Source organism: Coriobacteriia bacterium (genome assembly GCA_018368455.1).
In the GTDB taxonomy this organism is placed as follows: domain Bacteria; phylum Actinomycetota; class Coriobacteriia; order Coriobacteriales; family UMGS124; genus JAGZEG01.
In genome coordinates, this window is the sequence record JAGZEG010000003.1 from 13294 (window position 1) to 38907 (window position 25614).

At 65.7% G+C, this 25614-nt stretch carries 22 protein-coding genes; 18 read left to right on the forward strand and 4 right to left on the reverse strand.

Annotated features, from left to right (window positions below):
* The first annotated feature begins 1 nt into the window (after position 1).
* From KHZ24_02385 to KHZ24_02415, 7 genes are all read left to right on the forward strand, one after another.
* On the forward strand, positions 2–1249 hold the full coding sequence (locus KHZ24_02385) for an iron ABC transporter permease (GenBank protein ID MBS5450050.1): 1248 nt from the start codon (positions 2–4) through the stop codon (positions 1247–1249).
* The gene (locus KHZ24_02390) at positions 1233–2402 is read left to right on the forward strand and encodes an iron ABC transporter permease (GenBank protein ID MBS5450051.1); all 1170 of its coding nucleotides are present in this window, start codon (positions 1233–1235) and stop codon (positions 2400–2402) included. The genes KHZ24_02385 and KHZ24_02390 overlap by 17 nt, the downstream gene beginning before the upstream one ends.
* Before the next feature lie 38 nt (positions 2403–2440).
* Positions 2441–3403: a MoxR family ATPase gene (locus tag KHZ24_02395; protein ID MBS5450052.1), complete on the forward strand. Its 963-nt coding sequence runs from the start codon at positions 2441–2443 to the stop codon at positions 3401–3403.
* Positions 3404–3405: 2 nt separating this feature from the next.
* Positions 3406–4734 (forward strand): DUF58 domain-containing protein, encoded by a 1329-nt coding sequence (locus tag KHZ24_02400; GenBank protein ID MBS5450053.1) that lies wholly within the window; start codon positions 3406–3408, stop codon positions 4732–4734.
* Entirely contained in the window at positions 4735–6204 is a 1470-nt protein-coding gene (locus tag KHZ24_02405) for a DUF4129 domain-containing protein (protein MBS5450054.1), read from the forward strand.
* A 104-nt stretch (positions 6205–6308) separates the two neighbouring features.
* Complete coding sequence (locus tag KHZ24_02410) at positions 6309–7145, forward strand: ABC transporter ATP-binding protein (GenBank protein ID MBS5450055.1); 837 nt, start codon at positions 6309–6311, stop codon at positions 7143–7145.
* Positions 7146–7396: 251 nt separating this feature from the next.
* Positions 7397–8266 carry a SurA N-terminal domain-containing protein gene (locus tag KHZ24_02415; protein MBS5450056.1) on the forward strand — a complete coding sequence of 290 codons (870 nt, stop codon included), beginning with the start codon at positions 7397–7399 and terminating at the stop codon, positions 8264–8266.
* 480 nt (positions 8267–8746) lie between these two features.
* Here the strand turns inward: KHZ24_02415 and KHZ24_02420 are convergent, their stop codons facing one another.
* Positions 8747–10825, reverse strand: coding sequence for a glutamine synthetase III (locus KHZ24_02420; GenBank protein MBS5450057.1), 2079 nt, complete (start codon positions 10823–10825; stop codon positions 8747–8749).
* 239 nt (positions 10826–11064) lie between these two features.
* Here KHZ24_02420 and polA point away from each other — a divergent pair, with 239 nt between their 5' ends.
* Together polA and KHZ24_02430 are read left to right on the forward strand one after the other, a co-directional pair.
* Positions 11065–14004: a DNA polymerase I gene (polA, locus tag KHZ24_02425; GenBank protein ID MBS5450058.1), complete on the forward strand. Its 2940-nt coding sequence runs from the start codon at positions 11065–11067 to the stop codon at positions 14002–14004.
* 2 nt (positions 14005–14006) lie between these two features.
* On the forward strand, positions 14007–14753 hold the full coding sequence (locus KHZ24_02430) for a M48 family metallopeptidase (protein ID MBS5450059.1): 747 nt from the start codon (positions 14007–14009) through the stop codon (positions 14751–14753).
* A 284-nt stretch (positions 14754–15037) separates the two neighbouring features.
* Here KHZ24_02430 and KHZ24_02435 read toward each other — a convergent pair whose 3' ends face one another.
* A complete protein-coding gene (locus KHZ24_02435; GenBank protein MBS5450060.1) occupies positions 15038–15475 on the reverse strand; it encodes a universal stress protein in 438 nt (145 codons plus the stop codon).
* Between the two features lie 295 nt (positions 15476–15770).
* On the opposite strand from KHZ24_02435, the gene KHZ24_02440 reads away from it, so the two are divergent.
* From KHZ24_02440 to KHZ24_02450, 3 genes are read left to right on the forward strand one after another with little or no spacing between them, the layout of a single operon-like run.
* A complete protein-coding gene (locus tag KHZ24_02440) occupies positions 15771–16724 on the forward strand; it encodes an undecaprenyl-diphosphate phosphatase (protein ID MBS5450061.1) in 954 nt (317 codons plus the stop codon).
* A gap of 15 nt (positions 16725–16739) precedes the next feature.
* On the forward strand, positions 16740–17588 hold the full coding sequence (locus KHZ24_02445; GenBank protein MBS5450062.1) for an AzlC family ABC transporter permease: 849 nt from the start codon (positions 16740–16742) through the stop codon (positions 17586–17588).
* The gene (locus KHZ24_02450) at positions 17585–17920 is read left to right on the forward strand and encodes an AzlD domain-containing protein (GenBank protein MBS5450063.1); all 336 of its coding nucleotides are present in this window, start codon (positions 17585–17587) and stop codon (positions 17918–17920) included. Before KHZ24_02445 ends, KHZ24_02450 begins: the two co-directional genes overlap by 4 nt.
* A gap of 138 nt (positions 17921–18058) precedes the next feature.
* On the opposite strand, the gene KHZ24_02455 is transcribed toward KHZ24_02450, so the two are convergent.
* Both KHZ24_02455 and KHZ24_02460 read right to left on the reverse strand, forming a co-directional pair.
* Positions 18059–18784 carry a uracil-DNA glycosylase gene (locus KHZ24_02455; protein ID MBS5450064.1) on the reverse strand — a complete coding sequence of 242 codons (726 nt, stop codon included), beginning with the start codon at positions 18782–18784 and terminating at the stop codon, positions 18059–18061.
* Entirely contained in the window at positions 18781–20145 is a 1365-nt protein-coding gene (locus tag KHZ24_02460; GenBank protein MBS5450065.1) for an MATE family efflux transporter, read from the reverse strand. The genes KHZ24_02455 and KHZ24_02460 overlap by 4 nt, the downstream gene beginning before the upstream one ends.
* 315 nt (positions 20146–20460) lie before the next feature.
* Here KHZ24_02460 and KHZ24_02465 point away from each other — a divergent pair, with 315 nt between their 5' ends.
* From KHZ24_02465 to KHZ24_02490, 6 genes are all read left to right on the forward strand, one after another.
* Positions 20461–21195, forward strand: a complete 735-nt coding sequence (locus KHZ24_02465; GenBank protein ID MBS5450066.1) for a DUF4190 and DUF4352 domain-containing protein — start codon at positions 20461–20463, stop codon at positions 21193–21195.
* Positions 21196–21210: 15 nt separating this feature from the next.
* Positions 21211–21630 carry an XRE family transcriptional regulator gene (locus KHZ24_02470; protein MBS5450067.1) on the forward strand — a complete coding sequence of 140 codons (420 nt, stop codon included), beginning with the start codon at positions 21211–21213 and terminating at the stop codon, positions 21628–21630.
* Positions 21631–21665: 35 nt separating this feature from the next.
* The gene (locus KHZ24_02475) at positions 21666–22967 is read left to right on the forward strand and encodes a protein kinase (GenBank protein MBS5450068.1); all 1302 of its coding nucleotides are present in this window, start codon (positions 21666–21668) and stop codon (positions 22965–22967) included.
* A 138-nt stretch (positions 22968–23105) separates the two neighbouring features.
* Entirely contained in the window at positions 23106–23771 is a 666-nt protein-coding gene (locus KHZ24_02480; protein MBS5450069.1) for a response regulator transcription factor, read from the forward strand.
* A complete protein-coding gene (locus KHZ24_02485; protein MBS5450070.1) occupies positions 23765–24865 on the forward strand; it encodes a HAMP domain-containing histidine kinase in 1101 nt (366 codons plus the stop codon). Before KHZ24_02480 ends, KHZ24_02485 begins: the two co-directional genes overlap by 7 nt.
* Before the next feature lie 64 nt (positions 24866–24929).
* Positions 24930–25607 (forward strand): hypothetical protein, encoded by a 678-nt coding sequence (locus KHZ24_02490; GenBank protein ID MBS5450071.1) that lies wholly within the window; start codon positions 24930–24932, stop codon positions 25605–25607.
* Positions 25608–25614: the final 7 nt, after the last annotated feature.

Here is a 25614-nt window from a genome sequence, read left to right on the forward strand (position 1 = left end):
GATGTCCCTTCGTCTCAACAAACCGGGCGCTTCGTCGCAGACCGCGCCTGTCGCGCAGCCTACGTCTCGGGCGCAGCGCGACAAACGGCCCGAGCGCACTGCCGACCCGCGAGGCCGCACCCTGCTCGTCATCGCGCTCATCGTGGCGCTGCTCCTGCTGGGCGCGCTCGTCATCCCGCCGGGCTGGTTCTCGCCGAACATGCGCGGCATGGCGCTGCCCCAGTGGATGGCCGAGCTGCAGCACCGCGTCGGCGGCCTCGTGTCGCTCGTTACGCTGCAGGGCGGCGACTACTCCATGGACCACGTCACGTGGCGCTACCTCGTTGTGGCGCTGGCGGGTGCGGGTCTGGGCCTGGCGGGCGCTGTGTTTCAGGGGTCGCTCAAAAACGCGCTGGCCTCGCCCTCGACGCTCGGCGTCATGACGGGGTGCAACCTGGGGCGCATCCTCTACGTGCTGCTGTTTATGGGCACGGGAAGCAGCCTTGCGCTGTCGGGTCTCAACATGGCGCAGATCTCCGCCAAGCTGGCGCAGCTGAGCCCCCTCGAGTACGTCTGGCGCAACTATGGCATGGCGCTGTGCGCCCTGGCGTGCGGTATCGTCGTCGTTGCGCTCGTTATCGGCATCTCGACCGTCGCGGGGCGCGGACGCGTCAGCAGCCTCGTCATGGTCATCGTCGGCCAGGTTCTCAGCGCCGTCATCGGGGCGGGCGTGGGCCTGGCGCAGTACTACTACGTCGAGACGAGCGACCCGCGCGCCGAGATCCTGCGCAACCTTCAGGTCCAGTCGTTCGCCAACACGTTCCGGCCCGTTGACGTCCTGCTCGTCGGCGTGCCTCTGCTCGTCGTGCTCGCCATTGTGATGCGGCGGTGCGCGCGGCTCAACGCGCTGGCTCTGGGCACCGACGAGGCGCGCACGATGGGTATTGCGACACAGCGCACGCAGTGGATCACCGTCATCGCGTGCACGGCCCTGACGGGCGTCATCGTGGCGTTCTGCGGCCAGGTCGGCATGATCGGCTTCATCGTGCCGCACCTGATGCGCCGCGTCGTGGGGCCGGACCTGCGCTATCTCGTGCCCGCCTCGGCGTTGGCGGGCGCGGGCTTTCTCGTGCTGGCGTACTTCTGCACGACGTTGTTCGAGACGGGCTCGGTCACGACGGTCGGCGTATACACGAGCATCATCGGCGGCCTCGTGTTCCTCGTGGTCGCGATACGGCAGAGGGGGCGGGGCCATGGCGACTGGATGTGATGCGAAGGCCGGGCGCGTCTCTATGGCGCGCAGCGCGCAGCTGCTCCGCGCAGGGCGTGCGCGCGTGCGGCGCATCAACTTTGCGCTGCTGGGCGCGCTCGTGCTCGTGACGCTCGTCTCGCTGTGCCAGGGCGTCTCGACGCAGGGTCTGCTCTACAGCCCCGCCGACGTGCTTGGCTGCTACGCCGGCTGGTTCAAGCTCAACGTCGGCGTGTTGTTCCAGCCCTCCCTTGCGCTGGAGCGTCCCGTCATCTTGGCGACGTATCCCATGTACGACGAGGTCATCACGCGCGTCACCTACACGGTCATCTCCGTGGGCTGCGGCGCGCTTCTCGCCATCGCTGGCATGCTTTACCAGGTGGTCTTCCGCAATCCCATCGCGGGGCCGGGGCTGCTGGGCGTCTCGAGCGGCGCGACGGCGGGCATCGTCGCCCTCGTGGCCGTCTTTGGCTATCAGGCGACGTATCGCACGGCGGAGCGCTACCTGTTTGCGTTCGTCGGCGGCATCGCCGTGCTCGCCATCGTGCTGGGGCTGGGCAAGCTCGCCTGCGGTAGGCGCCGCGGCCTCGACTTGGTCGACGTGCTGCTCGTGGCGACGATCGTCTCGTCGCTCGTCGGCACCGTTACGAGCTACGTCGTGAACTACAAGTTCACCGACGCCGAGTGGAGCGCGTATTACGACCTCGACGCGGCACTCGTCGTCGACGCCTCCCCGTTTACGCTCGCGTTTCTGGGCATCGGCGCGCTTGTGTCGCTCGTGCCGGTCGTTGCCCTGCGCTTCCGCATGAACAGCCTGTCGTTTCCCGACGAGGACGCGCGGCTTCTCGGCATTCGCGTGCGTCCGCTGCGGGCTCTGGCGCTCGCCGCTGGCTCGGTCATGTTGCTCGTGGGGCAGACGCTCGTCGGCGGCGTCGGGATGGCGTCTCTCGTCGTGCCCTATCTCTCTCGGGCGCTGTACGGGGCGGAGTTCGGCCGGCAGCTTGTCGGTAACGCGCTGCTCGGCGCGCTGGTCATTGCGCTGTGCCGCGTCATCGTGTCGTTCATCCCGTTCGTGGGTTACGGGATACCTGTGGGGACGGCCGCGACGTTCGTGCTGCTCCCGGGCTTTGTGTGGGTTATGACGTCCGCCCAGAAGAGCTGGGGCGATCGGTAGGGTTTTTGCGAGGGGTTTCGAGGAAAGGGTAGGGAGCAATGCTCGATCAGGCTCAGATCACGCGCGGCCAGGGCGTCGCGCAGGCTATCGTCGACAACGTGAAGACCGTCGTCTACGGTAAGGACGACGCGGTGCGCCTCGTCGTCGCGGCGCTCATCGCTGACGGCCACGTACTCATCGAAGACGTGCCCGGCACTGGCAAGACGAGCCTGGTGGCGGCTCTCGTGCACTCGGTGGACTGCACGTTCAGCCGCATTCAGTTCACGCCCGACGTCATGCCCTCCGACATCACGGGCTACTCCATCTTCAACCAGAAGACGCGCGAGTTCGAGTTTCGCGCCGGCAGCGTGCACGCCAACGTCGTGCTGGCCGACGAGATCAACCGCGCGTCGGCCAAGACGCAGTCGGCACTACTCGAGGCCATGGAGGAGCGGCAGGTCACTGTCGACGGCACGACGTACAGGCTGCCCGAGCCGTTCATGGTGCTCGCAACGCAGAACCCCGTCGAGCAGTACGGCACCTACCCGCTGCCCGAGGCGCAGGTCGACCGCTTCATGGCGAAGCTGTCCATCGGTTACCCCGACTTCTCAGACGAGGTGCGTGTGCTTGAGCGCGACCTGGACGCCAAGGCTCGCGTGCGTCCCGTCGCCAGCGCTGCCGACGTCATGGAGCTGCGCGCCCTGGCCCGCGACGTCACGGCGAGCCACGACGTGCTCGCCTACATCGTGCAGATCGTGAACGCGACGCGCACGCACGCCGAGCTCGCGCTGGGATCCTCGCCGCGCGGTGGTTTGGCAACGTTGGCGTTCTGCCGCGCCTGCGCCCTCATGGATGGCCGCGGCTACGTGACGCCCGACGACGTGAAGGCGCTCGTGCCCTACACGCTGTGCCACCGCGTGCGCCTGACGTCGGAGGCCAAGGTCGCGGGCCGCACGCCTGCCGACGTCATCGCCGCCATCCTCTCTTCGGTTGCCGTGCCGACGAGCGCCCAGGACAGGTAGCGATGGACAAGCATCGGATGGGGCGTCCGAGCTCGGGCGGAGGGGAACCGGAGCCGCGGGGCTCTGGCGAGGCCCGGGCGGCCGGCGGCGCGAGTTGCCCCGCCCGCCTGGAACGCGCGCCGCGGGCCGGGCGTATCGCGGGGGCACTCGTCGCTCTCGCGCTGTGCGCCGTGCCGCCCGTCTTCGTCAACGACGCTGTGGGCTACGTGCCGCTCGTCGCCTATGTCGTGCTCGTCGCGCTGTGCTGGGCCTACCTGCAGGTCGTCGCCCGCCATGTGGACTGCACGCAGAACGTGCAACGTCGCGAGGTCACGCGTGGGCACGAGGGGGAGCTCGCCGTGTCAGTGCGCAACACGGGCGCGCTTGTCATGCCGCGCGTCGAGCCTTCGTTTATCATCGAGCGCGACGACGGTGACGTGCAGGAGCTGCGTGCCCGCTCTGCGCTGGCCCCGCGCCAGGACCGCGCGTTCTCGCTGGGCGTGGGCTTCGACCACGTGGGCACCTACGAAGTCGGCCTGCGCAGCGTCGAGCTGTTCGACCCGCTTGGGCTGACTTCCCGCGTCGTGCCCGTGGGGCGCCGGTGCCGGGTGCGCGTCGTGCCGCGCGTCGTGCCTGTTGGCGACACCGGTGCGAGCGACCCGTCGGCCAGCGACGTGGCTCGCAGCGTGCGGACCGTCATGAGCGACGACATGGACTACTCGTGCGTTCGCGCCTACCAGATGGGCGACCCGATGAAGAAGGTCCACTGGAAGATGTCTGCGCGCGCCGAGGACTCGCTCTACACGAAGCTGTTCGAGTCCTCGACGAATCCCGGGCTCACGGTGGCGCTGGACTTCTTTACGACAGAAGCTGACGCCGAGCTTCGCGCTTCGCTGTTCGACACGATGCTCGAGGTGGCGTTCTCGCTGCTTGACCATGCGGGTCGCACCGGTGTCGCCACGACGCTGGCGTTCTGCGACCGCTCGGGAGCGGCGCGGCGCATCCATGCCTGCTCGCCCGGCGAGCTCAATCCACTCGTGGACGACATGCCCCGGCTCTCCGGCGACGTGCCGGCACGCAGGGCGTCTGACATGATCGACGAGGACCTTTCCGACGCGGGGGCACGCGCGAACCTCGTGTTCGTGGCGACCGGGGTGTCGCGTGACATGGCCGAGACACTGCGTCGCCAGATCGCGGCGCGTCGGGACGTGCGGGTTCTGCTCGCTGTGCCCGAGGCGCTGACGGCCTCGCAGCGTCGCGAGCGCCTGGCTGCCGTGGGCCAGCTCACTGGCGATGACGTGCGCGTGTCGTGCGTCGGCGACGCGTCTGAGCTTTCGCGGGGGGTGAGGTAGATGGCACAGAACATCTACGCCGCCGAGGCGGGAGCCGCACAGGCTGCCGGGACCAGCGCGACTGCCGAGCCGACTCGCTCGACCGGGGCGACCGCCTCCTCGCGGGGCGCGCTTGGCCTGCCCGCCGGGCTCGTCGCCCGCGCGCCGGAAGCCCTGCTGCTCGCGGCGCTGTCGAGCTGCGTGACGATGGTCGCGCTGCAGGGCTTCGTCGTGGCGCCGGCGCTGCAGTTCAACATCGCTCTGCTCGTTGCGATCTCCTGCGCGCTGCAGTCTTGTTTGGCCTGGGCCGCCAGTTCCTCGCGCCGCCATATCGTGGGCGGCATCACCTTCGCCGTGCTGGTCGTGGTCGTCGTGGCAGTCGGCATGGCGATGTCAACCGGCCCCGATCCGCTTGCCGACGTTGAGGGCAACAACCTGTCCTTTTGCCTTACGCTCGTCGTGGCCAACCTGGCGGCGTTTTCGCTGTCTCGCCGCAGGCCCGCCCTGTTCGTGTTGCTGGCGATCACGCTGTTCACCTGCGGCTTCATCGAGTACGTCTACCACGCGGGGCTCGTTGTGCCCTCCGTGGTCGCTGTGGGCTGCGTCGGGGCGCTGTTTGTCGTGCGGCCCTATGCCCTCGTCGAGGCGCGCGGCGATGCTGCGGGGCGGCCGGCCCATGGCGTCGTTGCGTTGACGGCGCTCGCCCTGGTGGCGCTGGCGTGCGGTGTGGGCGCCCTGGTATGGGCGCTGCTCATCGCGCCGCTCGAGCCGGGCCGCGTCGTCGTGAAACTGTTTACCGAGCAGCGCGCGCTACCGACGGAGTACGTCGACAACCCGCTGATGATCGACGAGGTGGAGGATCCCGACGCGCTCAGTACGAACCTGGGCAGCACGCGGGTCTACGGCTCGAAGTCTGTGCAGATCGACAGCGACGACCCCGCGCTGGCCGAGATGGACGACTTCATCGACGAGGCACGCGAGCAGGCCGGTTCGCAGGGCATCTATAATCCCGGCGTGGCCTCCGACGACGGCGTGTACCTCTACACGTACGACGTGCCCTCGTGGTGGTGGCTGCTGCTCATCCCAGTGCCGTTCGCGCTGCTGGCTCTCGCCATCATCGTGCGCAAGCTGATGCGTCGCGCCCGCCGGCACAAAATCGCGCGGCTGGGGGAGCGCGAACAGGTGACGACGCTCTACGTCGAGCTGTGCCGCACATTGGGCAGGCTCGGCCTGGGACGCCCCGCCGAGCAGACTCCTGCCGAGTTCGCCCGCGATGCCGCCGAGCGTCTCGAGGTGTTTTGGGCGCCAGCGGAGGGGGTCGTGAGCTGGGACGACGTGAGCCGTGCTTACGAGCATGCTCACTACGGGCAGCTTGCGCCGAGCGAAGACGACCTGGCAGCGTGCTGGGCGGCCTACGATGCGCTGCCCAAGTGCGCCCTGCGCCGCACCGGCCGTCTCAAGTACGCGCTGCGCTGGTTCTGGGTGCTCTAGTCTCGCGCTGGGCGGGCCGGGCCCGAGCCGGCTTGTTTCGTGTTCACCGCTTCGCCCTGCTGCCGCATGTCGGCTTGGGCGAGGCCCAAAGGAGGAGTTGCGCCATGCGACTTGAGGTCCGCGACGCGTCGTGCGGCCACGACAAGAAACACCCCACGCTTACGCACGTGAGCTTCGAGGTGGAGAGCGGTCAGGTGTGCTGTGTGCTCGGCCCCAACGGCGTCGGCAAGTCGACGCTGTTCCAGTCGGTGCTCGGCCTGCTGCCGCTGCTCAGCGGCCAGGTTCTCATCGACGGGCAGGACGTGGCGCGCTGGTCGCCGGCACGCATGGCCGGCCAGATTGCCTACGTGTCGCAGAGCCACAAGCCGCCCTTCCCCTACCAGGTGAAGGACGTCGTCATGATGGGCCGCACCGCGCTTATGGGGCCGACGGGAACGCCGCGCCTCGAGGACTGGAATGCGGTCGACAACGCGCTTGAGGACCTCGGCATCACACACCTGCGCGACAAGGCGTATACGGACATCTCCGGCGGCGAGCTACAGATGGTCATGATTGCACGCGCCTTGGCGCAGAAGCCGCGCATGCTCGTGCTCGACGAGCCCACGGCGGCGCTGGACTACGGCAACGTCGTCCGCGTCATCGGCAAGGTGCGCGAGCTCGCCGCCAAGGGATACGCCGTCGTCATGACGACGCACTCGCCCGACCACGCGTTCATGTGCAACTCGAAGGTGCTGCTGCTCCAGCGCGATGCCCCACAGGTGTTCGGTGACGCGGTCAACGTCATTACGGAGCGCAACATGCGCAGCGCTTACGGTATCGGCGTGCGCGTTGTGGAGTTCCTCAATCCTGGGGATACAGTCGTGCGCATGTGCGCCCCCGTGTTTAGCGACCCGCTTGCCGCGGGCGATGCTGGCGCGTCCGAAGAGGCGGGGGAGCAATGATGGCGAGGCGGGAACAGGCTGCGCGGACGAACTCCGGCTCGGCCCATGGATTGTCCGCCGGTGCCCGTGCGCGGGCTTGCTTGCATGTGTGCGGCACGGCTTGGGCTGCCTCGTCTGTCCGATCTTTTTGGACCGGGCGTCCTATGCGCTGTGCCGGTGCGGCGGCTCTTGCGGAGGCTCCATGTGAGGCGCGCTTTCCCCTGCGGCTTTCCCGGCGTCTCAGCGGCGCGGCGGTGGCCCTGGCGCTAGCCGTGGGGCTTGCATTCGTGGCGTCCCAGCCTGTCCTGGCGGGCCCGGCCTCATCTGGGGACGCGGACGCCCCCGCCGTCTCGACCTCGAACGATGCCTCCTCTTCGGCGCGCTCCGATGAGGATGGCCTGCTCGCTGAGGGGCTGGCCCGCGATGTCGCAGCCACCATCAACGGCGAGGAGCTGCCCCTGTCGGTGTTGACGTCTTACGTCGACAGCGTGCGCGCCGCGATCGGCAGCCAGACCAATGCTGCCTGGGAGGCCTATCTCACCGATCAAGGCTACGACGATCCCAACGCCTACTGGCAGGCGCTCATCGACCACTACGGTCGGGAGATGGTCGTGCTGCAGCGCTGCGACGAGCTTGGCATCAGCGCCTCCGACGAGGAGATCGACGAGTACGAGGGCCGCCTCAAGGCGATGCTCGGCGCCGACACGGAGGAGAGCTCGTTTATCTGGGAAGCCTACCTCGAGCGCGGCGGTTACACCGAACAGGGCATCCGCGCGGCCTTCGCTTACCAGCTGCGCCTTCAGAAGCTTTATGAGATGGAGGTGCCCCGCGAGCCCGCCTCCGAGGAGGTCGTGCAGCGCTATGCCGAGGCATATGCGAGCAGCTATGGCCTGACACAGGACGACTCGGGTGCCGTTGACCTGTCGAGCGTCTCCGAGGACGCGCGTGCCCAGATCGAGCAGGACGCAACCGGCTTTGCCTGGGACTACGCTTGCGAGCGCTACGTCGACGAGCTCTATGCGGGCGCCGACGTCGCTATCTACGTGGCGCACCAGTACGACGTCCCCGGCCAGAGCCACGGCACGGCCGGCTCGGGCGCTGCGGACACGGACGCTTCGTCTGCTCGCATCGACGCCGCGTGAGGGTCGCCCCACCGTGCGCGACGGTCTCCGCTGTTTTGAGCCGGAAGTCTCTCGCTAACACCCGGCTCGGCATCGAGCCATCCGTTTTGGGCCCCGTCGGGGCCGGAAGGCGCTTGCGGCTCTGTGCCCTCTAGCCGAGGGGGCCGTTTCCGTGCAAGCCTGCACGGTGAGCCTCGCTCCGCGGCCAAGAATGCCGCTCGTGTATGGGCCGTCGCCGGCCGGCGTGTCCCACGCTCGACAAAGCCGCAGGTCGCGATAGCTCGCAACTACCCGGCGGGGCTCTTCGGCAGGGGTGCGATATTCACGAGCTCGGTTCCTGTCCACGGAGCCAGCCCTCTCGTGCAGGAACCGAGCTCGGGCGCGAAGAAAGCCGTGCACCGCCGGGCATTCTGTCCGCAACCGTCCCATAACCGCGCCAAAAAGGGGAGGCCGCCAATGCGATGGCAGCCTCCCCAGGTCTTCCGTGCTTGTACTCGCGCCTTACAGATAGAACAGGATGTCGTTGTACGTCGGCACCGGCCAATAGTCCTTGGCCGTGATGGGCTCCATAGCGTCGACGGCGGCGCGCAGCTCCTCCATGGCGGGCAGCACGCTGTCGCGGCACGCCTCGCCGCGCTTCTGCGGGCAGGCTATGTCCACCATGGCCTGCTGTGCCTCCGTCAGCTTCTCGATGGCCTCGGCGATGGCATCAGCGCCGTCGGTCAGCTTCGTGAGCAGCTTCGTCTCGGCCTTGCACGCAACGCCGAGGTCCTGCTTCATGGCGAGGCCAGAGGCGACGTCGGTCGCGAAGGCGTTCACGGCGGGCAGGTACTGCTCGTTGGCCATGTCGAGCATCGTCAGCGCCTCGATGCCCACGAGGTTGCAGTACTGCTCGAGCTTGATCTCGTAGTGGCTCTCGCACTCGACCCTGCTCATGACGCCGAACTCCTCGAAGAGCTTGATGTTCTTCTCGGCGATGAGCGCGGGCGCCGCATCGGGCAGCGTGCGCAGGTTGAGCAGGCCGCGCTTCTCGGCCTCGACGGGCCACTCGGGGCTGTAACCGTCACCGTTGAACACGATGTTCTGGTGCTCGGTCAGCGACTTCTTGATGTAGGCCATGGCATCGGCCTCGAAGTTCGTCGAACCCTCCAAGGCGTCGGCGAAGTCCTTGAGCGTCTTGGCCATGGCGGTGTTGAGCACCGTGTTCGGGTCGGAGAGGTTCTGGCGCGAGCCGGGGGCGCGGAACTCGAACTTGTTGCCCGTGAACGCGAACGGGCTCGTGCGGTTGCGGTCCGTGTTGTCCTTGGACAGGTCGGGCAGCACCGGCACGCCCAGGCTCATGCTCTCGTGGCCGTGCGAGTGGTAGGGCTCGCCCTTGATGATGGCCTCGACGAGCGCGCCGAGCTCGTCGCCCAGGAAGATGGAGATGATGGCGGGCGGCGCCTCGTGCGCACCGAGGCGATGATCGTTGCCGGCCGACGCCACGGAGAGGCGCAGCAGGTCCTGGTACTCGTCGACAGCCGCGATGACGCACGTCAGGAAAATGAGGAACTGCAGGTCCTCATCGGGCGTGTCCGTGGGGTCGAGCAGGTTGTCGTGGCCAGCGGATAGCGACCAGTTGTTGTGCTTGCCCGAGCCGTTGATGCCGTCGAACGGCTTCTCGTGCTCGAGGCACACGAGGCCATGGTGGCTCGCGATGATCTTCATGAGCTCCATGACAACGAGGTTGTGGTCGATGGCGACGTTGGCGTCCTCGAACACGGGCGCGAGCTCGTGCTGGCACGGTGCAACCTCGTTGTGCTTCGTCTTGGCGGGGATGGCGAGCTTCCACAGCTCGTCGTCGAGCTCCTTCATGAAGCGGCTCACCGTGGGGCGGATGGCGCCGAAGTAGTGCTCCTGGAGCTGCTGTCCCTTGGCGGGCGAGGCGCCGAACAGCGTGCGGCCCGTCAGGATGAGGTCAGGGCGCTTGGCGTAGTCCTCCTCCTTGACGAGGAAGTACTCCTGCTCGGGGCCGACGGTCGTCGTGACGCGCGGCACATCCTTGCCCAGCAGGTGCAGCACGCGCTTCGCCTGGTCGGACACGGCGGTCATCGAGCGCAGCAGCGGCGTCTTCTTATCGAGGGACTCGCCGGTGTAGCCGACGAACGCCGTGGGGATGCACAGCACGTCGTCCTTGATGAACGCCGGGCTCGTGGGGTCCCACGCCGTATAGCCGCGCGCCTCGAACGTCGAGCGGATGCCGCCCGAGGGGAAGCTCGATGCGTCGGGCTCGCCCTGGACGAGCTCCTTGCCCGAGAAGCTCATGATGGCGCGACCGCCGTCCTCGGGGTTGAGGAACGCGTCGTGCTTCTCGCTCGTGATACCCGTCAGCGGCTGGAACCAGTGGGCGTAGTGCGTGGCGCCCTGCTCGATGGCCCACTCCTTCATGGCGTGGGCGACGACGTTGGCCACCTCGATGTCGAGGCGCTCGCCGAGCTCCATCGTGCGCACCATGGCCTTGTACGTGGGCTTGGGAAGGCGCTCCTGCATCACCTTCGTGCTGAAGACCTTCGTACCGTAGAGGTCGGTCGGCTTGGTCATATCTCCTCTTCCCCTGCGGCAGTCGCGTGCTCTGGGCACCGCCTGCCTCGTGTGTTTGTGGCCCGATGGGTCGTTCGGGCCGCCCCGTATCACATGACCTCACTCTATCCCCCCATTGTTTCGATGACTTTACCGTGTGATGGCTGCGTCTGGTCGCTTTGGAATCGAATGCAAGTCGGCCTATCTGAGCGGCGTGCGTGGCATACTGGCCCCAGGACGTGCCCGCCGAGAGGAGCCCCATGACCGACAGCGCCGACAACATCGAGAACGCCGCGACGGGAGGCGACGGGCCGCGCGCAGCGATCTGCGTCATCGACGGCAACTCCATCCTGCACCGCGCCTACCACGCCATACCCGACACGATGGCCGCCCCTGACGGCCGGCCGACAAACGCGCTGTTCGGCTTCGTGTCCATGTTCCTCAAGATGCTCGAGGAGTTTCATCCCTACGGCGTCATCTGCGTGTTCGACAAGGGTAGGCCACAACGGCGCATGGACCTGCTGCCCCAGTACAAGGCGCAACGCCCGCCGACTGACCCGACGCTTAAGGCCCAGTTCCCGATGATCCGCGAGCTCGTGGCCGCTATGGGCGTTCCCGTCATGGAGCTCGAGGGCTGGGAGGGCGACGACCTGCTCGGCACGCTGGCACGCCAGGGCGAGCAGGCCGGCTATGACATGCTGCTCGTGACGGGTGACCGCGACGCCTACCAGCTCGTGACGGACCACGTGCGCGTCGTCTCCACGAAGAAGGGCCTCTCCGACGTCGTCATCTATGACCCGGCTGCCGTCGCGGAGCTCTACGACGGCGTGACGCCGGCGCAGATCCCTGACTTCTACGGCATGAAGGGCGACAGCTCCGACAACATCCCCGGTGTTCCGGGCGTCGGCCCCAAGAAGGCGGCGGCGCTGCTTAACCAGTACGGCACGCTTGACGAGGTGCTGGCACACGCCGGCGAGATCAAGGGCAAGATGGGCGAAAACCTGCGCGAACACGCCGATGACGCGCGCGTGTCGCGGCGTGTGGCGACCATCGACTGCACGGCGCCGGTGACGTTTGACGCTGCGGCCGCCGCCTGGCCGCAGTTCGACCCGGCACGCGTGCGGGCTCACTTCGGCGAGCTGGGCTTCACACAGCTGACGCGGCGCGTGCTGGCCTACGCCTCCGCCGCGGATGACGAGCAGGCGACGGCCGTCGTCTCGGAGGCGCTTGCCCCGCGCCTGCCTGACGAGGCGCTTGAGGGCGAGGAGGCTTGGGAGCGCCTGGACACGGCACTTGACGAGGGCGCGTGGCTCGGCGTGTTCGTCGACGCGGCCCAGGATTCGGGCTCGCTGTTCGACCTCGAGCAGAGCGTGTACGTGGCGCTGAGCTCGGGCTGGGTTGTCGAGGGGGCGGGCTGCGGAGGGCGCAGTGACGACGCTTCCGAGAGCGTAGCTCCCGTGTCCGCCGGCTCTGCGAAAGGCGCGCCTGTGCCGCCCGAGGGTCACGCTGCCGAGCAGCCTGCCGAGGTGCTACGCTTCGGGGGCGACGACGCAACGGCGGCGCTGCTCGAGGCGTACCGGCGCGGCCGCGTCGCAAGCTTCTCTGTCAAGGACGACCTGCACCTGCTCGTGCCGACGGACTCCAGCGAGCCTGCGATGCTCGATCTCTCCACCTTCGACTCGGCGCGTGCATTCGACGTCTCCGTGGCAGCCTACCTGCTTGATTCGAACCGCTCCGACTATGGGCGCGCCTCGATTGTGGCGGCCTACCTCCCGTTCGAGCTGCCTGCCGCGCCGGAGGAGCCCAAGCCCGCGAAGGGCAAACGCTCCAAGGCCGCATTGGCCGGCGTCGCGGATCCCGCCCAAGACGAACGGACTCGCCGTCGCCTCGCCATTGCGTCGGCTGCCTCGACGCTCGCCCTGCGTGACGCACTGGCGCAGATGATGGACGCCGACGGGTCGCTCGCCTGCTTCGATCGCATCGAGATGCCGCTCGTGCCCGCGCTCGTGACGCTCGAGCGCGCTGGCATGACCGTGAGCCTGCCGCGCTTGGCCGAGCTGTCTGCCGAGCTCGGCGGCCAGCTCGACGAGCTGCGCGAGCGCATCTATGCGCAGGCGGGCGGCGAGCCGTTCAACGTCGACTCGCCGATGCAGCTCTCCCAGGTGCTGTTCGACCGCCTGGGCCTGCCGACGAAGGGCCTCAAGAAGACGCAGCGCGGCTACTACTCCACGAACGCCAAGGTGCTCGAGGACCTGGCGCACGACTGGCCCATCGTCGCCGACATCCTCGAGTATCGTGAGCGCGCCAAGATAAAGTCGACGTACCTCGATGCGCTGCCATTGCAGGCGGGGCGCTGGGGCGACGGCCGCGTGCACACGCAGTACAACCAGACGTCTACAGCGACGGGCCGCCTTTCTTCGAGCGACCCCAACCTGCAGAACATTCCGATTCGCAGCGAGCTCGGCCGCATGGTGCGCGCGGCATTCGTGCCGGAAGACCCCGACGCCTCGTGCATCCTGGGCTGTGACTACTCGCAGATTGAGCTGCGCCTGCTCGCGCACCTCTCGCAGGATGTGGGGCTCATCGCGGCGTTCACCGACGGTGAGGACTTCCACGCCGAGACGGCGGCGCGCGTGTTCGGCGTTCCCCCCTCGGAGGTGACGCCCGAGATGCGCAGCCGTGCCAAGGCGGTCAACTTTGGCATCGTCTACGGCCAGCAAGCCTACGGGCTGTCGACGTCTTTGGGCATCAGCTTCGTCGAGGCCCAGGACATGATCGACCGCTACTACATTCAGTTCCCTGGTGTGCGTGCCTACCTCGACGGTCTCGTCGCCTTTGCGCACGAGCACGGCTGGGTGGAGACGATGTACGGGCGCAAGCGCCACATTCCCGAGCTCTACGCCAAGGTGCCGTCCATCCGCTCGTTTGGTGATCGCACGGCGATGAACCACCCGATGCAGGGCTCTGCGGCCGACATCATCAAGATCGCGATGGCGCGCGTGGCACGGCGCATGGAGGCCGAGGGCTTCAAGGCGCGCATGATCGTGCAGGTGCACGACGAACTCGACTTTGACTGCCCGCTCGACGAGGTCGAGGCCCTGTCGGCGCTCGTACGTGAGGAGATGACGGGCGTGGCGCAGCTGCGCGTGCCACTCGTTGTGTCGTGCGACACCGGGCGCAGCTGGGCGGAGGCTCACTAGGCGTGGCAAGAAGGGGAGCGCGCGGCCATGGTGCCGTCGTGGCGCGCGAGGTGCTCAAAGTGGGGCCCTACGAGGTCGTGCTGACCCGCAAACGCATCAAACGGGCATGGCTGCGCGTCGACGCCCCGGAGGGCCCCGTGCGCGTGAGTGCCCCACAGGCCATGGGCAACGCGCGCATCGAGGCGTTCGTGCTGGGACGCGCGTCGTGGATAGAGCAGAGGCGCTCCGAGCTCGCTGCCGTCGACGCCAGCCCGCGCACGGGCCATATCCTTGAAGACGGGCGCGTCCTTTTGTGGGGCGAGCCCTGCGAGCTGCCAGACGTCCTGGCGCGCGCCGCACGCGTGCGAGCCGAGGCGACGGGGGCGCGGCCCCGCGCGAGCCGCTACAACCTAGAGGATTCCGCGGCCCGAGAGCGCGCAGCAACGGCGGCGCTTAAGACGCTACTCATGAGCGAGGCGCTGCGCCTCGTGGGGGAGTGGGAGCCGCGCATGGGCGTCCGCGCGACGCAGGTGACGCTGCGCGACATGCGCAGCCGCTGGGGCTCGTGCAGCACGCGTTCAGGCCGGATTCGCTTCTCGCTCACGCTGGTGCACTACCCGGTTGACCTGCTCGAGCTCATCGTCGTCCACGAGCTTACGCACCTTCTCGAGCCCAGCCACAACGCCCACTTCCACGCCCTCATGACCCGCTACCTTCCCGACTGGCCGGCTCGCGAGCAAAAACTCCGCCGCCTCTCCCAAGGTCGCTAGCCTGCCCTCCGGCGCGCCTTCGCCGCAGGCGACAGCGCCGCAAGCAGCGAGACCTCCCAACCAGAGCGCTTTTCCGCCCTTCCTCACGCTACCTGCGAGTCGGTTGACGCGAGGGGGCGGGACCCATCCCCGCCGCGAGATTCCGCAGTGCAACGAGGAGGGGCAGGGGTGCGTTCCCATCTTCAGGAAACGCAACCCCTGCCCCTCCAACGTTGCGGTACGAGGACTGCCCGAGCGCCGGGGATGGGTCCCGCCCCCGACCTCGCGGAAAACGCTCTCGAACCTTACTTCACGATCAACACATCGCACGGGCAGCTGCGCACGAGGTACGTCGAGATGGAGCCCAGGATGGCGTACTTGATGTTTGACAGGCCGCGCGCGCCGCAGATGACGAGATCGGGCTTGATCTCGTCGATGAAGTCGTCGTGCAGCGTCTCACGGATGCGGCCGGCCTTGACGTCGACGGTGATGGACGGGATGCGGCCATCGGCCTCGGCAGCCTTAATGTCCTCGGCGATGGAGTCCTTCCATGCCTTCTCAAGGCTCGGGATGAGCGTCGCGGGATAGGTGCCGGCGGCCTGCATCGGCGTGGAGTCGATGACGTGGCCGACGTAGAGCTCGGCCCCGTGGTTGCTCGCGATCTGAACGGCGCGCTCGAGCACGTGCTGCTGCTGTTCGGTACCGTCGAGAGAGACGAAGATCTTCTTGTAGCTCGTGCCCATGGTGACCCCCTAATTCTGGCATCCCCGTGCCTCGGAGAGAGGCAGACGGCGAGGGTGCCTATCGGCGCGTCGGACGCAGGGGAGGGCCCAGCGTATCTGACGCGTGTTCGATGTAGTTATACCCCACACGGCGTCCTTCACCGGGTTGAGGGAGGCATTTTTGTAAGGTGGCGTTCACGTGATTGTCCCTGTTTGCCGCTAAGATGGTCACGCATCAGGCGACGGCCCCCTTTACGGGTGTCCGGCATTCGCCAGGCGACGGCCCTCTCCTCCCGTTTGAAAGGCTACGTGCTGCATGGATCCCATCACGATGCTCGTCGAGCTGCTCAAGACCGCGTTCCTCGGCCTGGTCGAGGGCATCACCGAGTGGTTGCCCATCTCGTCGACGGGTCACATGATCCTCGTTGACGAGTTCGTCAAGCTTGATGTCACGACCGAGTTCTGGAACATGTTCCTCGTCGTCATCCAGCTCGGCGCCATCCTTTCCGTCGTCGTGCAGTTCTTCAGGGAGCTCAACCCCTTCGCGCCGAGTAAGGGCGCCGACGGTCGTCGTGACACGTGGGTGCTGTGGGGCAAGATCATCCTGGGCTGTATCCCCGCCGCCGTCATCGGCCTGCCGCTCAACGACTTCATGGAGGAGCACCTGTACAACTCCTATGTCGTCGCGGCCATGCTCATCGTATACGGCGTCGCGTTCATCCTCATCGAGACGTGGCGCGCTCGCCGCATGCGCTCCTCTGCCGAGGGACAGCTCGGCCTCGGCGCCCGTCCGGCCGGCGCTCACTTTGCGGGTGGCGCCGCAGCTGTTGGCGCGGACGACTCCGAGGGCACAGACTTCGGCCGCATCACGAGCCTCGACGACATGAGCTGGAAGACGGCACTGGGCATCGGCTGCTTCCAGGTGCTGTCGCTCGTCCCTGGCACGTCGCGCTCGGGCTCCACGATCATCGGCGGCCTGCTGCTGGGCACGACGCGCGCCGTCGCCACGAAGTTCACGTTCTTCCTGGCCATTCCCGTCATGCTGGGTGCGAGCCTGCTCAAGATCGTCAAGTTCCTGCTCGGCGGCAACGCCATGACGGGCTTCGAGTGGGCCGTCATGGGCGTGGGCCTCGTCGTGGCGTTCGTGACGTCGCTGCTCGCCATCAACTGGCTGACGGGCTTCGTGCGCCGGCATGACTTCAAGCCGTTCGGCGTCTACCGCATCGTGCTGGGCGTCATCGTGCTCGCGTACTTCCTCATCGCGCACTAGGAGTCGTAGGGCGCGATGACGGGAGGCGACGAAAAGGAGAAGAGAGGCGAGACCGAGCACGGCGGCGTCCGTATGCGAGCACTGCGCTGCGCCCTGCCATACAGCCTGCCCATCGGCGCTGGGTTCTTCTTCCTGGCACTGTCGTACGGCTTCCTGATGGCGAGCAAGGGTTTCGCGGTATGGTACCCGCTGGCTATGAGCGCGCTCATCTATACGGGCACAATGGAGTTCGTGACGGTCAATCTTCTGCTCTCGGCCTTTGCTCCGGTGTCAGCGTTCGTGCTGGCCGTCGTTGTCGGCGCACGCCACCTGTTCTACGGTCTGTCGATGTTGGAACGCTATCGGGGCCTGGGCTGGAAGAAGCCCTATCTCATCTTCGCGCTGTGTGATGAGACGTTTGCGGTCAACAGCTCCGCCGAGATACCGGCCAACGTGGACCGCGGCTGGTTCATGCTGTGGGTGACGCTGCTCAACCAGCTGTGGTGGGTGGGCGGTGCTGTGTGCGGGGCCGTGGCCGGGCAGTTCGTCAACATCAACACCGAGGGCATCGAGTTCGTGCTGACGGCGCTGTTCGTGTGCGTGTTCGTTGACCAGTGGATCAAGGAGAAGAACCACGTGCCCGCTATTGTGGGCGTCGTCGTGTCCATCGTGTGCCTCATTGTGCTGGGGCCTGACGCGTTCATCATTCCGGCCATGGTCGCGATGGTGGCGATCTTTGGCCTGCAGTACCTACGCCAGAAACCCGGTGCCGGCCGCCCTGTCCCTGTCGAGTGCGCTGGCGCCGACGCATGCTCATGGTCCAGGTCGTCTGCGGATGCGTCTGAACCCGAAGGCGACGAGAAGCGCGGGGGCGATGTTCGATGACCATGAGCACGGCACAAGCCGTTGTCACGATCGCTGCGGTCGTCCTGGGTACGATGCTGACGCGCTTTTTGCCGTTCATCGTGTTTCGTGGCGACGCCGAGCCTCCGAGGTTCGTGCGCTATCTGGGTGCCGTCCTGCCTTATGCCGTCATGGGTCTGCTGATCGTGTATTCGCTGCGCACGACTGACGTGCTGGGCGGAAGCCACGGCATCCCCGAGCTTATCGCCGTGGCCGCTGTCGTTCTCGTCCACGCGTGGAAGCGAAACATGCTGCTGTCCATGATCGTCGGCACGGTGCTGTATATGGTGCTTGTGCAGGTTGTGTTTGCGTAGCTTTTGAGCGGGGCGGCGAGGCTCCTCGCGTGTTCACCTGGCTTGGCGTGCGCCCAGGGTGCGGCTATGATGCCGCTCTCCCTACGGGGCTCGCTTCGCTTTGCGTGTCCGTACCCAACGCGGATCGCGGCGCGTCGCTTATCCGACACGCCGCCAGTCGATGGGGTTCGCGCCGTGCTCGCTCAGCAGGTGGTTGGCCCGCGAGAACGGCCGCGAGCCCATGAAGGCCGGCATGTCGGCGGCGGCGCGATTGGCCGAGAGCGGCGAGGGGTGCGTTGAGGCGAGCACGAACTTCGTGGCGAGGGCCGCGTCATCGCCGGTCGCGTGCACATGTTGCCGGGCGCTTTCGATAAGGGTGGCGCTTGGGCGGCCCCACGCCAGGAACACGACGGGCTGTGGCAGCTCCATGCAGCGGCGCACGACGTGGTGTGTGAGTACTTGCCAGCCGAGCTTGCTGTGGGAGTTGGCGGCGTGCGCGCGCACGGTTAGCGTCGTGTTGAGCAGCAGCACGCCCTGCTCGGCCCACGGCGTGAGGTCTCCGCTCGTGGGTGCGGGGCAGCCCAGGTCGGTCGCCAGCTCCTTGTAGATGTTGCGCAGGCTCGGCGGGATCTTGCAGTCTTCAGGCACGGAGAACGAGAGACCCATGGCCTGCCCCGGCTCGTGGTAGGGGTCCTGCCCCAGAATGACGACGCTCACCTCACGCGGCGACGTCCAGGCGAGCGCGTTGAGGATGTCGTCCTGGGGCGGATAGATGTCCTGATCGGCGCGCAGGTCCGCGACGCGTTCCAACAGCCGGGCCGTTGTCTCGACGACGTCGGCGGGAGCCTCCGCAAGCCAGGCCTGGACGTTCTCGTCGCTTCTCATGCGTTTGTCTCCTTTGCTAGCACGGCGCGGCCCTGTCCCTCGTAAACACGCGCAGGTCGACAAAACAGCAGGGCACCCACGAGCAGTAGGGCTGTAGTGCCGAGGCTGATGGGGTAGACGAGCATGATGTTCTCGAACGTCTGGTTGGGCGGGAACACGAACGCAACCCATAGAATGCGAATGCCGCACACGCCGAGCGTCGTCAGGGCGGCAGGCAACAGCGAGATGCCAAAGCCGCGCAGGTAGCCTGAGATGTTCTCGTACGTCATGCTGAAGAAGTACGCGGGGAAGATCATGCAGACGCGCACGTAGCCGATCTCGACGACGGCGGGGTCGGCGTTGAAAAGCGCGAGCACGATGCGCCCGAACGCGATCATGAAGCCGACAAGCGCCGCCGTCACGATGGCGCCCTCGACGAGACACACCTTGAGCGTCTGCCGGCAGCGGGGGAGCTGGCCGGCGCCGAAGTTCTGGCCGACGAACGTCGTGCAGGCCTGGCAGAACGACGACAGCAGGCTGTAGCTCACGAACTCGAGGCTGAGCGCGGCGCTCGAGGCGGCCATGACCTCGGTGCCCAGGCTGTTGATGGCGCCCTGGATGATGATGTTCGAGATGGAGAAGACGGCGCTCTGCAGGCCGGCAGGCATGCCGATCTTGACGATGCGCTTGAGGACGGCGCCGTCGATGCGCAGCAGGCGCAGCTCGACGCGGACAGCCGACGTCGTCGTGAGCAGGCGGGCGAACAGGACGGCGGCGCTCACGGTGTAGCAGATGACGGCCGAGAGGGCCACGCCGGCGACGCCCCAGCCGAGCACGGGGACGAACAGCAGGTCGAGCGCGACGGAGAGCAGCGTGGACAGGGCGAGCGCCTGCAGAGGCATCTTCGTGATGCCAACGCTGCGGAATATGGCGGCCTCGAAGTTATACAGCAGGATGGAGGGCATGCCGAGCAGGTAGATGCGCAGGTAGAGCACGGCCTCGTCCAGTGCTTCCGGCGCGCAGTTCAGAAGGACGAGCAGAGGGCGTGCCACCACCTCCCCGAACGCGATGACGACGAGGCCGATGAGCGCCATGAGCACGGACGTGTGCACAGCCTTCGAAACGGTGCGCCGGTCGCCTCGGCCGACGGCGTTGGCGATGACGACGTTGCTGCCTAGCGCGATGCCGATGAACAGGTTGACGAGCAGGCTCGCGATGGGCGTGTTCGAGCCGACGGCTGCCATGCCTACCGTGCCACCGGGGCCCGAAAGCTGGCCGATGACGACGATGCCGATGAGGTTGGACAGCTGCTCAAGGATGCTCGTGGCGGCGACGGGCAGGGCGAACAGCGGGATGGCCTTCCACAGCGAGCCCGAGAGCATCGTGGCGCCGGCGTCGGTGCGGGGCTTGGAGAGGGGCGTGTGCTCGTCTGGCCGTGGGTCGGGCTGCTGGTGTGTGTCTGCCATGCTGGTAGGGCGTCCCCTCTGGGCCTTTTGGGTGTGGGCGTCGCGCGATGAGCAGATGATACGCCCAGCTCACGCGCGCGCCGCCGCCCGCATGCGTTCTCCACGGGGGTGGGGGACGCCGCTATTAGCTCGCAGCTAATGAAACGAAGAATACGGCTTCCTACAATGGCCGGGCATCGCATGTCTGTTGAGGGCCCGATTTGGCGGGCACCCGGTATCGAAAGGATCCCCATGACTTCATCCGCTCGCCCCCTGTCCGCCATGGCCGTTGCCGGTCTCGTGCTGGGCATTCTCGCGCTGCTCACGTCGTTTCTCCCCGTTGTTAACAACGGCTCGTTCCTGCTCGCCCTGCTCGGCACCGTGTTTTCAGCCGTGGGCATTGTGGGGGCAGCTCGCGGCAGGAGGTCGGGGAAGGGCCTTGCCATAGCGGCGGCAGTTCTGAACGTTCTGTCGTTCGTCATCGTGCTTGCGACGCAGAGCATGTACAGTGCGGCCCTCGAGGAGGCGTCAAAGAGCCTCCAGGGGCCTGACGTGGCAGCGACGTCGGCTCCAAGTACCTCTGCCTCGAACGGGGACTCGGTAGCGCAGGCGGTTGACCTGGCCCTTGGCACGACGATTACGCTTGACTCCGGTCTGACGGTCGGCGTGGACGAGATGCGGACCGACCTGGCAAGCTACGATGGTTCGCCTGTGACGGCCGTACGCGTGTCCTACGTGAACGGCGGGACCGCATCCGAGAGCTTCAGCAATCTGATTGACTGGAAGGGCGAGGATGCTCAGGGCGCTCAGCGCAACGCGACGATATACATTGGCGAGGGCGACGCGGGGGAGGCGCTTGACTCCGGCTCGCTTGCGGCGGGCGGCTCGGCTTCTGGCTGGATCTACTTTGATGGAACGCTGAACAAGGTCCTGTATTATGCGAACGTGTTTGATGACAGCGCAACTGCATCATGGCTTGTCGGCTAGGGAAGGGATGCGGTCGTGGCTGAGCCTCTGACGGAACAACTGCTCGAAGAGCTGCTGAGCGCGCCGAGTGCTGATGCGTACCTGGCTGAGCACGCGCCTGTTGCGCGGACGCTCGCGGCCTATCTCCAGGAGCTGCTTGAGGAAAAACGCCTCCAGCGCAGCCAGGTTGTGCGTATGGCCAACCTCAACGAGACGTTCGGCTATCAGATATTCACGGGCGCTCGCAATCCGTCGCGCGACAAGGTGTTGCAGATCGCGTTCGCCATGGCGCTGACGCTGCGCGAGACGAATCGCGCGCTGTGCGCGGCCGGCGTCTCTGAGCTGTACTGTAAGGATCGCCGCGACGCCATTATCATCTTCTGCCTTGATCGCGCCTGCTCGCTGCAGAAAGTCAACGAGGAACTTTATCGCTTTGGGGAGCGGACGATCTGCTAGGGGTCTGGACTTCGATCCATTGACGGTCGTGTACGATGGGCGCCATGAGATACGACGATCACATAGAGAGCGACGCGGCTGCCCCGTCTTCTACGTGCGACGATCCCTTCATCGTGGAGTGCGTGCTGAAGGAGTCGCCCGTCGAGCTGACGCAGCTCGTGCGGGCGCGCGCCGATATGCCGCATGCCGCGGAAGTTTCGCCCGGTGTGTTGTACGTGCGCAAGCGCATTGCGCGTGCCAGCGGTCTGGGCACGGCGTATCGCACGGTGTGCCAGGCCCAGCAGGAGGGGGCGAACCTGCCTCATCTTCCGCGCGTTGTTACCTACCGTGAGGAACAAGACGCGCTCATCGTTCTGCTGTCGTATGCCCTCGGCGGGACGCTGCGCGAGCTCGCCGAGGGCACGCCTCTCGCCCTGCGCCCCCACCTGGCGGCCGCCGTGTTTCCCGAGCTATGCGCCGCCGCGTCGGAGCTACACGAAAGCTGCGGGCAACCCCTTGTTCACCGTGATCTCACGCCGTCGAACGTCATCGTCGATCCGGCGGACCTGAAGAGCGTCACTCTCATCGACCTCGGCATAGCACGGGCGCATCGCGATGGCGCGCAGGCGGATACGACGCACTTTGGGACGAAGCCCTATGCGCCGCCCGAGCAGTACGGTTTTGGACAGACCGATGTGCGAACGGATGTCTATGCGCTGGGCATGACGCTGTTCTTTTGCCTGACGGGGCGCGACCCCGAGTCGCAAGACCGCGAGGCGGGCTTTGCTGCTCCGGGCGTGAGCGGGCAGATGCGAGAGGTCATCGTCCGCGCTACGGCGCTCGATCCTGCGGAGCGCTACGGTTCTGCTCGCGAGCTCTCGGCTGCTTTTGGCCGGGCGCTGTCGGGCGCTGTTGGGCAGGGGAAGCCGAGCGGGTGTGGGATGTCGCCTGCTGCTGTTGGAGATGCACCCCGGCGCGGCCGGCGACGTCCACCGTCTAAGCTCGGCGTCCTGTTTGCGCGCGTGCCACGCTGGGCGGGGCGCGTGTGGAACGTTGCCCTGCTGCTGGCATATGTTCTGCTGCTGACGGGCATCGTGCACGCCATCGTGGAGCCTACGCCAGATAACGCGCGCTGGCCGTTCTGGTTTCTCGTCTACTGCTACGCCGTGTTTCTCAACGTGGGCTTTCTGGTGCTGCTGTACCTTTTGGCGGATCGCCGTGACGTGCGCTCTCTCGTACGGCCTCTGCGCGATGTCACAGTGGGGCGCGAGATGCTTGTTGGCTTGGCGATCTTGCTGGTCGATTTCGCCGTGGCTGTCACGCTGGCGACGGTGCTGCACTCCTTCGGGCTCATGTAGGCGACTGCGTTCGAGTGTACGCCGGGACACCACTTGGCGGGAAGCCCTCCCGGACCGCTTTGTTGTGGAACGCTCAAATACCTGGTAGCATTATACGAATAGAGTATTTAACCTTAAGAATAGATAAGCAACAGGCTAATGAGAATATTAATTGTTGAAGATGAGATAGAATTATTGCAAGATATTGCCAAGGGTCTTTCCCTCAAAGGCTATGCGGTGGATCGGGCGGTCAACGGGAAGATCGGTTATCAGATGGCGGTCGATGAGGAATACGACGTCATCGTGCTCGATTTGAATCTGCCCGAAATGGACGGCCTTTCCGTCTTGAGAGAGCTTCAGAAAGAGAACCGCCAGGCAAAGGTGCTGATCCTGTCCGCCAATTCGGAGCTGGACAGCAAGCTGTCGGGCTTTGAGCTCGGGGCCAGCGATTATCTGACAAAGCCGTTTCACTTTGCTGAACTCGAGGCGCGTATCCGCGTTCTGCTGAATCGAGAGTTCGTACAACAGCCCAGCTGCCTCACGTATAAAGAGATCTCCCTCAACACCATGAGCCGGGCTGCCGAAATCGACGGGAGGCCTGTCGACCTTACGGCGAAAGAGCTTTCGATCCTGGAGTACTTTCTCCTGAACCAAGGTCGCCTGATTACGCAACAGGAGCTCATCGATCACGTCTGGAACGGAGACGCAGACCCTTTTAGCAACTCCGTCCGGGTTCATTTGTCCGCTTTGCGCAAGAAGCTGAAAGCCGTCCTGGGGCACGATCCCATCCAGACGAAAATAGGGGAGGGGTATCGCCTGTGCTGAAGAAGATGCCGCTTCGCCTTCGCTTTACGCTGGTTGCCAGCCTTTTTCTCCTGGTTTCCTGCGTTACCCTAACGCTGCTTTCTAACATGTCGGCCGCGGGCATGATGGAAGCGGCTACGGTGCTGCCTGCCGCTTCGGCGGGTTCGCCGCCAATGGCTCAGTCGGAACCCGTTCATCAATCGGGCGAGCCGTATTACCATATCTTTCAGCAGCAGACGGTGATCGCCACCATCCTTATCGTGCTCGTTGGAAGCGTTGCCACGTATTTTGCGGCAGGCTATGTGCTCAAGCCGATTCGGACGCTATCCAGCGAAGTGCAGCGACGCAATATCGATAACCTGGGGGAACCGATTGCTCTGCCTCAGAGCGCGGATGAAATCAGGCAGCTCACCATGTCTTTTAACCAGATGATGGCTGACCTGCGACACGCGTATCTCCTGCAGAAGGAGTTTTCCGTCAACGCCGCCCATGAGCTGCGGACGCCCCTGACTGTCATGCGGGCAAAGCTCGACGTCTTCGCCCTGTCCAAAGACGTCAGCCCCGAAACGCAGGAGATGCTGGGCGCCATGAGTCTTCAGTTGGAACGGTTATCCAAGCTGATCGAGGACCTGCTCTTGTTCGGTAGGGACCTGCCGCTGGAAAAGGTGGCGCCCGTACCCCTAGGGCCCCTGCTCTGCGATGTTGCGGAGGAGCTTTCCGACTTGGCGGGGGAGAAGGGGATACGCATCCGCATCGAGGAGACGGACTGCCTTGTCTTTGGACAGGACAACCTGCTGGAGCGGGTCTTTTACAACCTGCTGGAAAATGCCGTGAAATATAGCCCCTCCCAGACGCAGGTCACGGTGGCAGTCCAAAAGGAGCGCGATTCTATTCTGGTGCGCATCGCGGATCAGGGCGAGGGCATTCCGGAGTCTTGCCGCGACGCGGTGTTCGAGCCCTTCTTTCGGGTGGATAAATCCAGGAGCCGGGCAATCGGGGGGAGCGGTTTGGGGCTCGCCGTATGCAAAAAGATATTGGAACGACACCATGCGCAGATATCTGTTCTGCCCAATCATCCTAACGGCAGCGTATTCGAGGTCGCCTTTCCGTCTTAACATCGGCTTTATATGAGATATGCATACTCCTTCTACGAATAAATAGTGGAGGGAGTTTTCTTTTATGAAACGTTTTGCAGTGATTATCGTGGCTGCGGCCTGCGCGCTGTCTTTGACTGGCTGTGGTGGCGCAAAGCCTTCCGAAGAAGAGGTCCTGGAAGCGATCGAAGCGGGAAGCCTGACCCTGCAGGACGCCGTGGACAAGGGGTATGTGAGTCAACAGTGGGCGGATGACCTCGTTGAAGAGATGAGCGTTCCGGCCGCAAGCAAGACAGAGGCCGGGGCTATCGGAGAGTTCACTACCACGACTCTTGCCGGAGAGGAATTTTCTCGCGAGCAGATGGCGGATGTCACGCTGTTCGCCTTTCTCGATCCAGCCGATTCGGGGGCGAAGGCCTTTTTCCAGGCCCTGTCCGACGGATACGAGGGTGTCAGGGAAAATGGGGCAGAGATCCTAGTATGCACCAAGGGCGAAAGCGGAAACGAGATGTTCGAGGGCGCGCCGTTTCCGGTTATTCGCTACAACGACTCCCTGAGGGACGCCGTAGGCACGAACGAGGAAATGATTGAAGCGGTGCCCAATGCGGCCTCTTGGTGCCTGAACGCCTCCTTTTGCTCCTCATGGTTCTCCGTGGCTGACGCCGAGGGGCTGGCGGATGACGCGACCAGCTTCGTGGCGATGCAGAGGGAAACGGCAAATGAGGGCGGCAGTGAGAACGATGCGACGGCGGTGATGGGATGAGCCTCCG

Bases quoted from the DNA above. Each gene is read 5' to 3' on its own strand.
- KHZ24_02385 (MBS5450050.1), top strand. From the start codon at position 2: ATGTCCCTTCGTCTCAACAAACCGGGCGCTTCGTCGCAGACCGCGCCT.
- KHZ24_02390 (MBS5450051.1), top strand. From the start codon at position 1,233: ATGGCGACTGGATGTGATGCGAAGGCCGGGCGCGTCTCTATGGCGCGC.
- KHZ24_02395 (MBS5450052.1), top strand. From the start codon at position 2,441: ATGCTCGATCAGGCTCAGATCACGCGCGGCCAGGGCGTCGCGCAGGCT.
- KHZ24_02400 (MBS5450053.1), top strand. From the start codon at position 3,406: ATGGACAAGCATCGGATGGGGCGTCCGAGCTCGGGCGGAGGGGAACCG.
- KHZ24_02405 (MBS5450054.1), top strand. From the start codon at position 4,735: ATGGCACAGAACATCTACGCCGCCGAGGCGGGAGCCGCACAGGCTGCC.
- KHZ24_02410 (MBS5450055.1), top strand. From the start codon at position 6,309: ATGCGACTTGAGGTCCGCGACGCGTCGTGCGGCCACGACAAGAAACAC.
- KHZ24_02420 (MBS5450057.1), bottom strand. From the start codon at position 10,825: ATGACCAAGCCGACCGACCTCTACGGTACGAAGGTCTTCAGCACGAAG.
- polA (MBS5450058.1), top strand. From the start codon at position 11,065: ATGACCGACAGCGCCGACAACATCGAGAACGCCGCGACGGGAGGCGAC.
- KHZ24_02435 (MBS5450060.1), bottom strand. From the start codon at position 15,475: ATGGGCACGAGCTACAAGAAGATCTTCGTCTCTCTCGACGGTACCGAA.
- KHZ24_02440 (MBS5450061.1), top strand. From the start codon at position 15,771: ATGGATCCCATCACGATGCTCGTCGAGCTGCTCAAGACCGCGTTCCTC.
- KHZ24_02445 (MBS5450062.1), top strand. From the start codon at position 16,740: ATGACGGGAGGCGACGAAAAGGAGAAGAGAGGCGAGACCGAGCACGGC.
- KHZ24_02450 (MBS5450063.1), top strand. From the start codon at position 17,585: ATGACCATGAGCACGGCACAAGCCGTTGTCACGATCGCTGCGGTCGTC.
- KHZ24_02455 (MBS5450064.1), bottom strand. From the start codon at position 18,784: ATGAGAAGCGACGAGAACGTCCAGGCCTGGCTTGCGGAGGCTCCCGCC.
- KHZ24_02460 (MBS5450065.1), bottom strand. From the start codon at position 20,145: ATGCTCTCGGGCTCGCTGTGGAAGGCCATCCCGCTGTTCGCCCTGCCC.
- KHZ24_02465 (MBS5450066.1), top strand. From the start codon at position 20,461: ATGACTTCATCCGCTCGCCCCCTGTCCGCCATGGCCGTTGCCGGTCTC.
- KHZ24_02475 (MBS5450068.1), top strand. From the start codon at position 21,666: ATGGGCGCCATGAGATACGACGATCACATAGAGAGCGACGCGGCTGCC.
- KHZ24_02480 (MBS5450069.1), top strand. From the start codon at position 23,106: ATGAGAATATTAATTGTTGAAGATGAGATAGAATTATTGCAAGATATT.
- KHZ24_02490 (MBS5450071.1), top strand. From the start codon at position 24,930: ATGAAACGTTTTGCAGTGATTATCGTGGCTGCGGCCTGCGCGCTGTCT.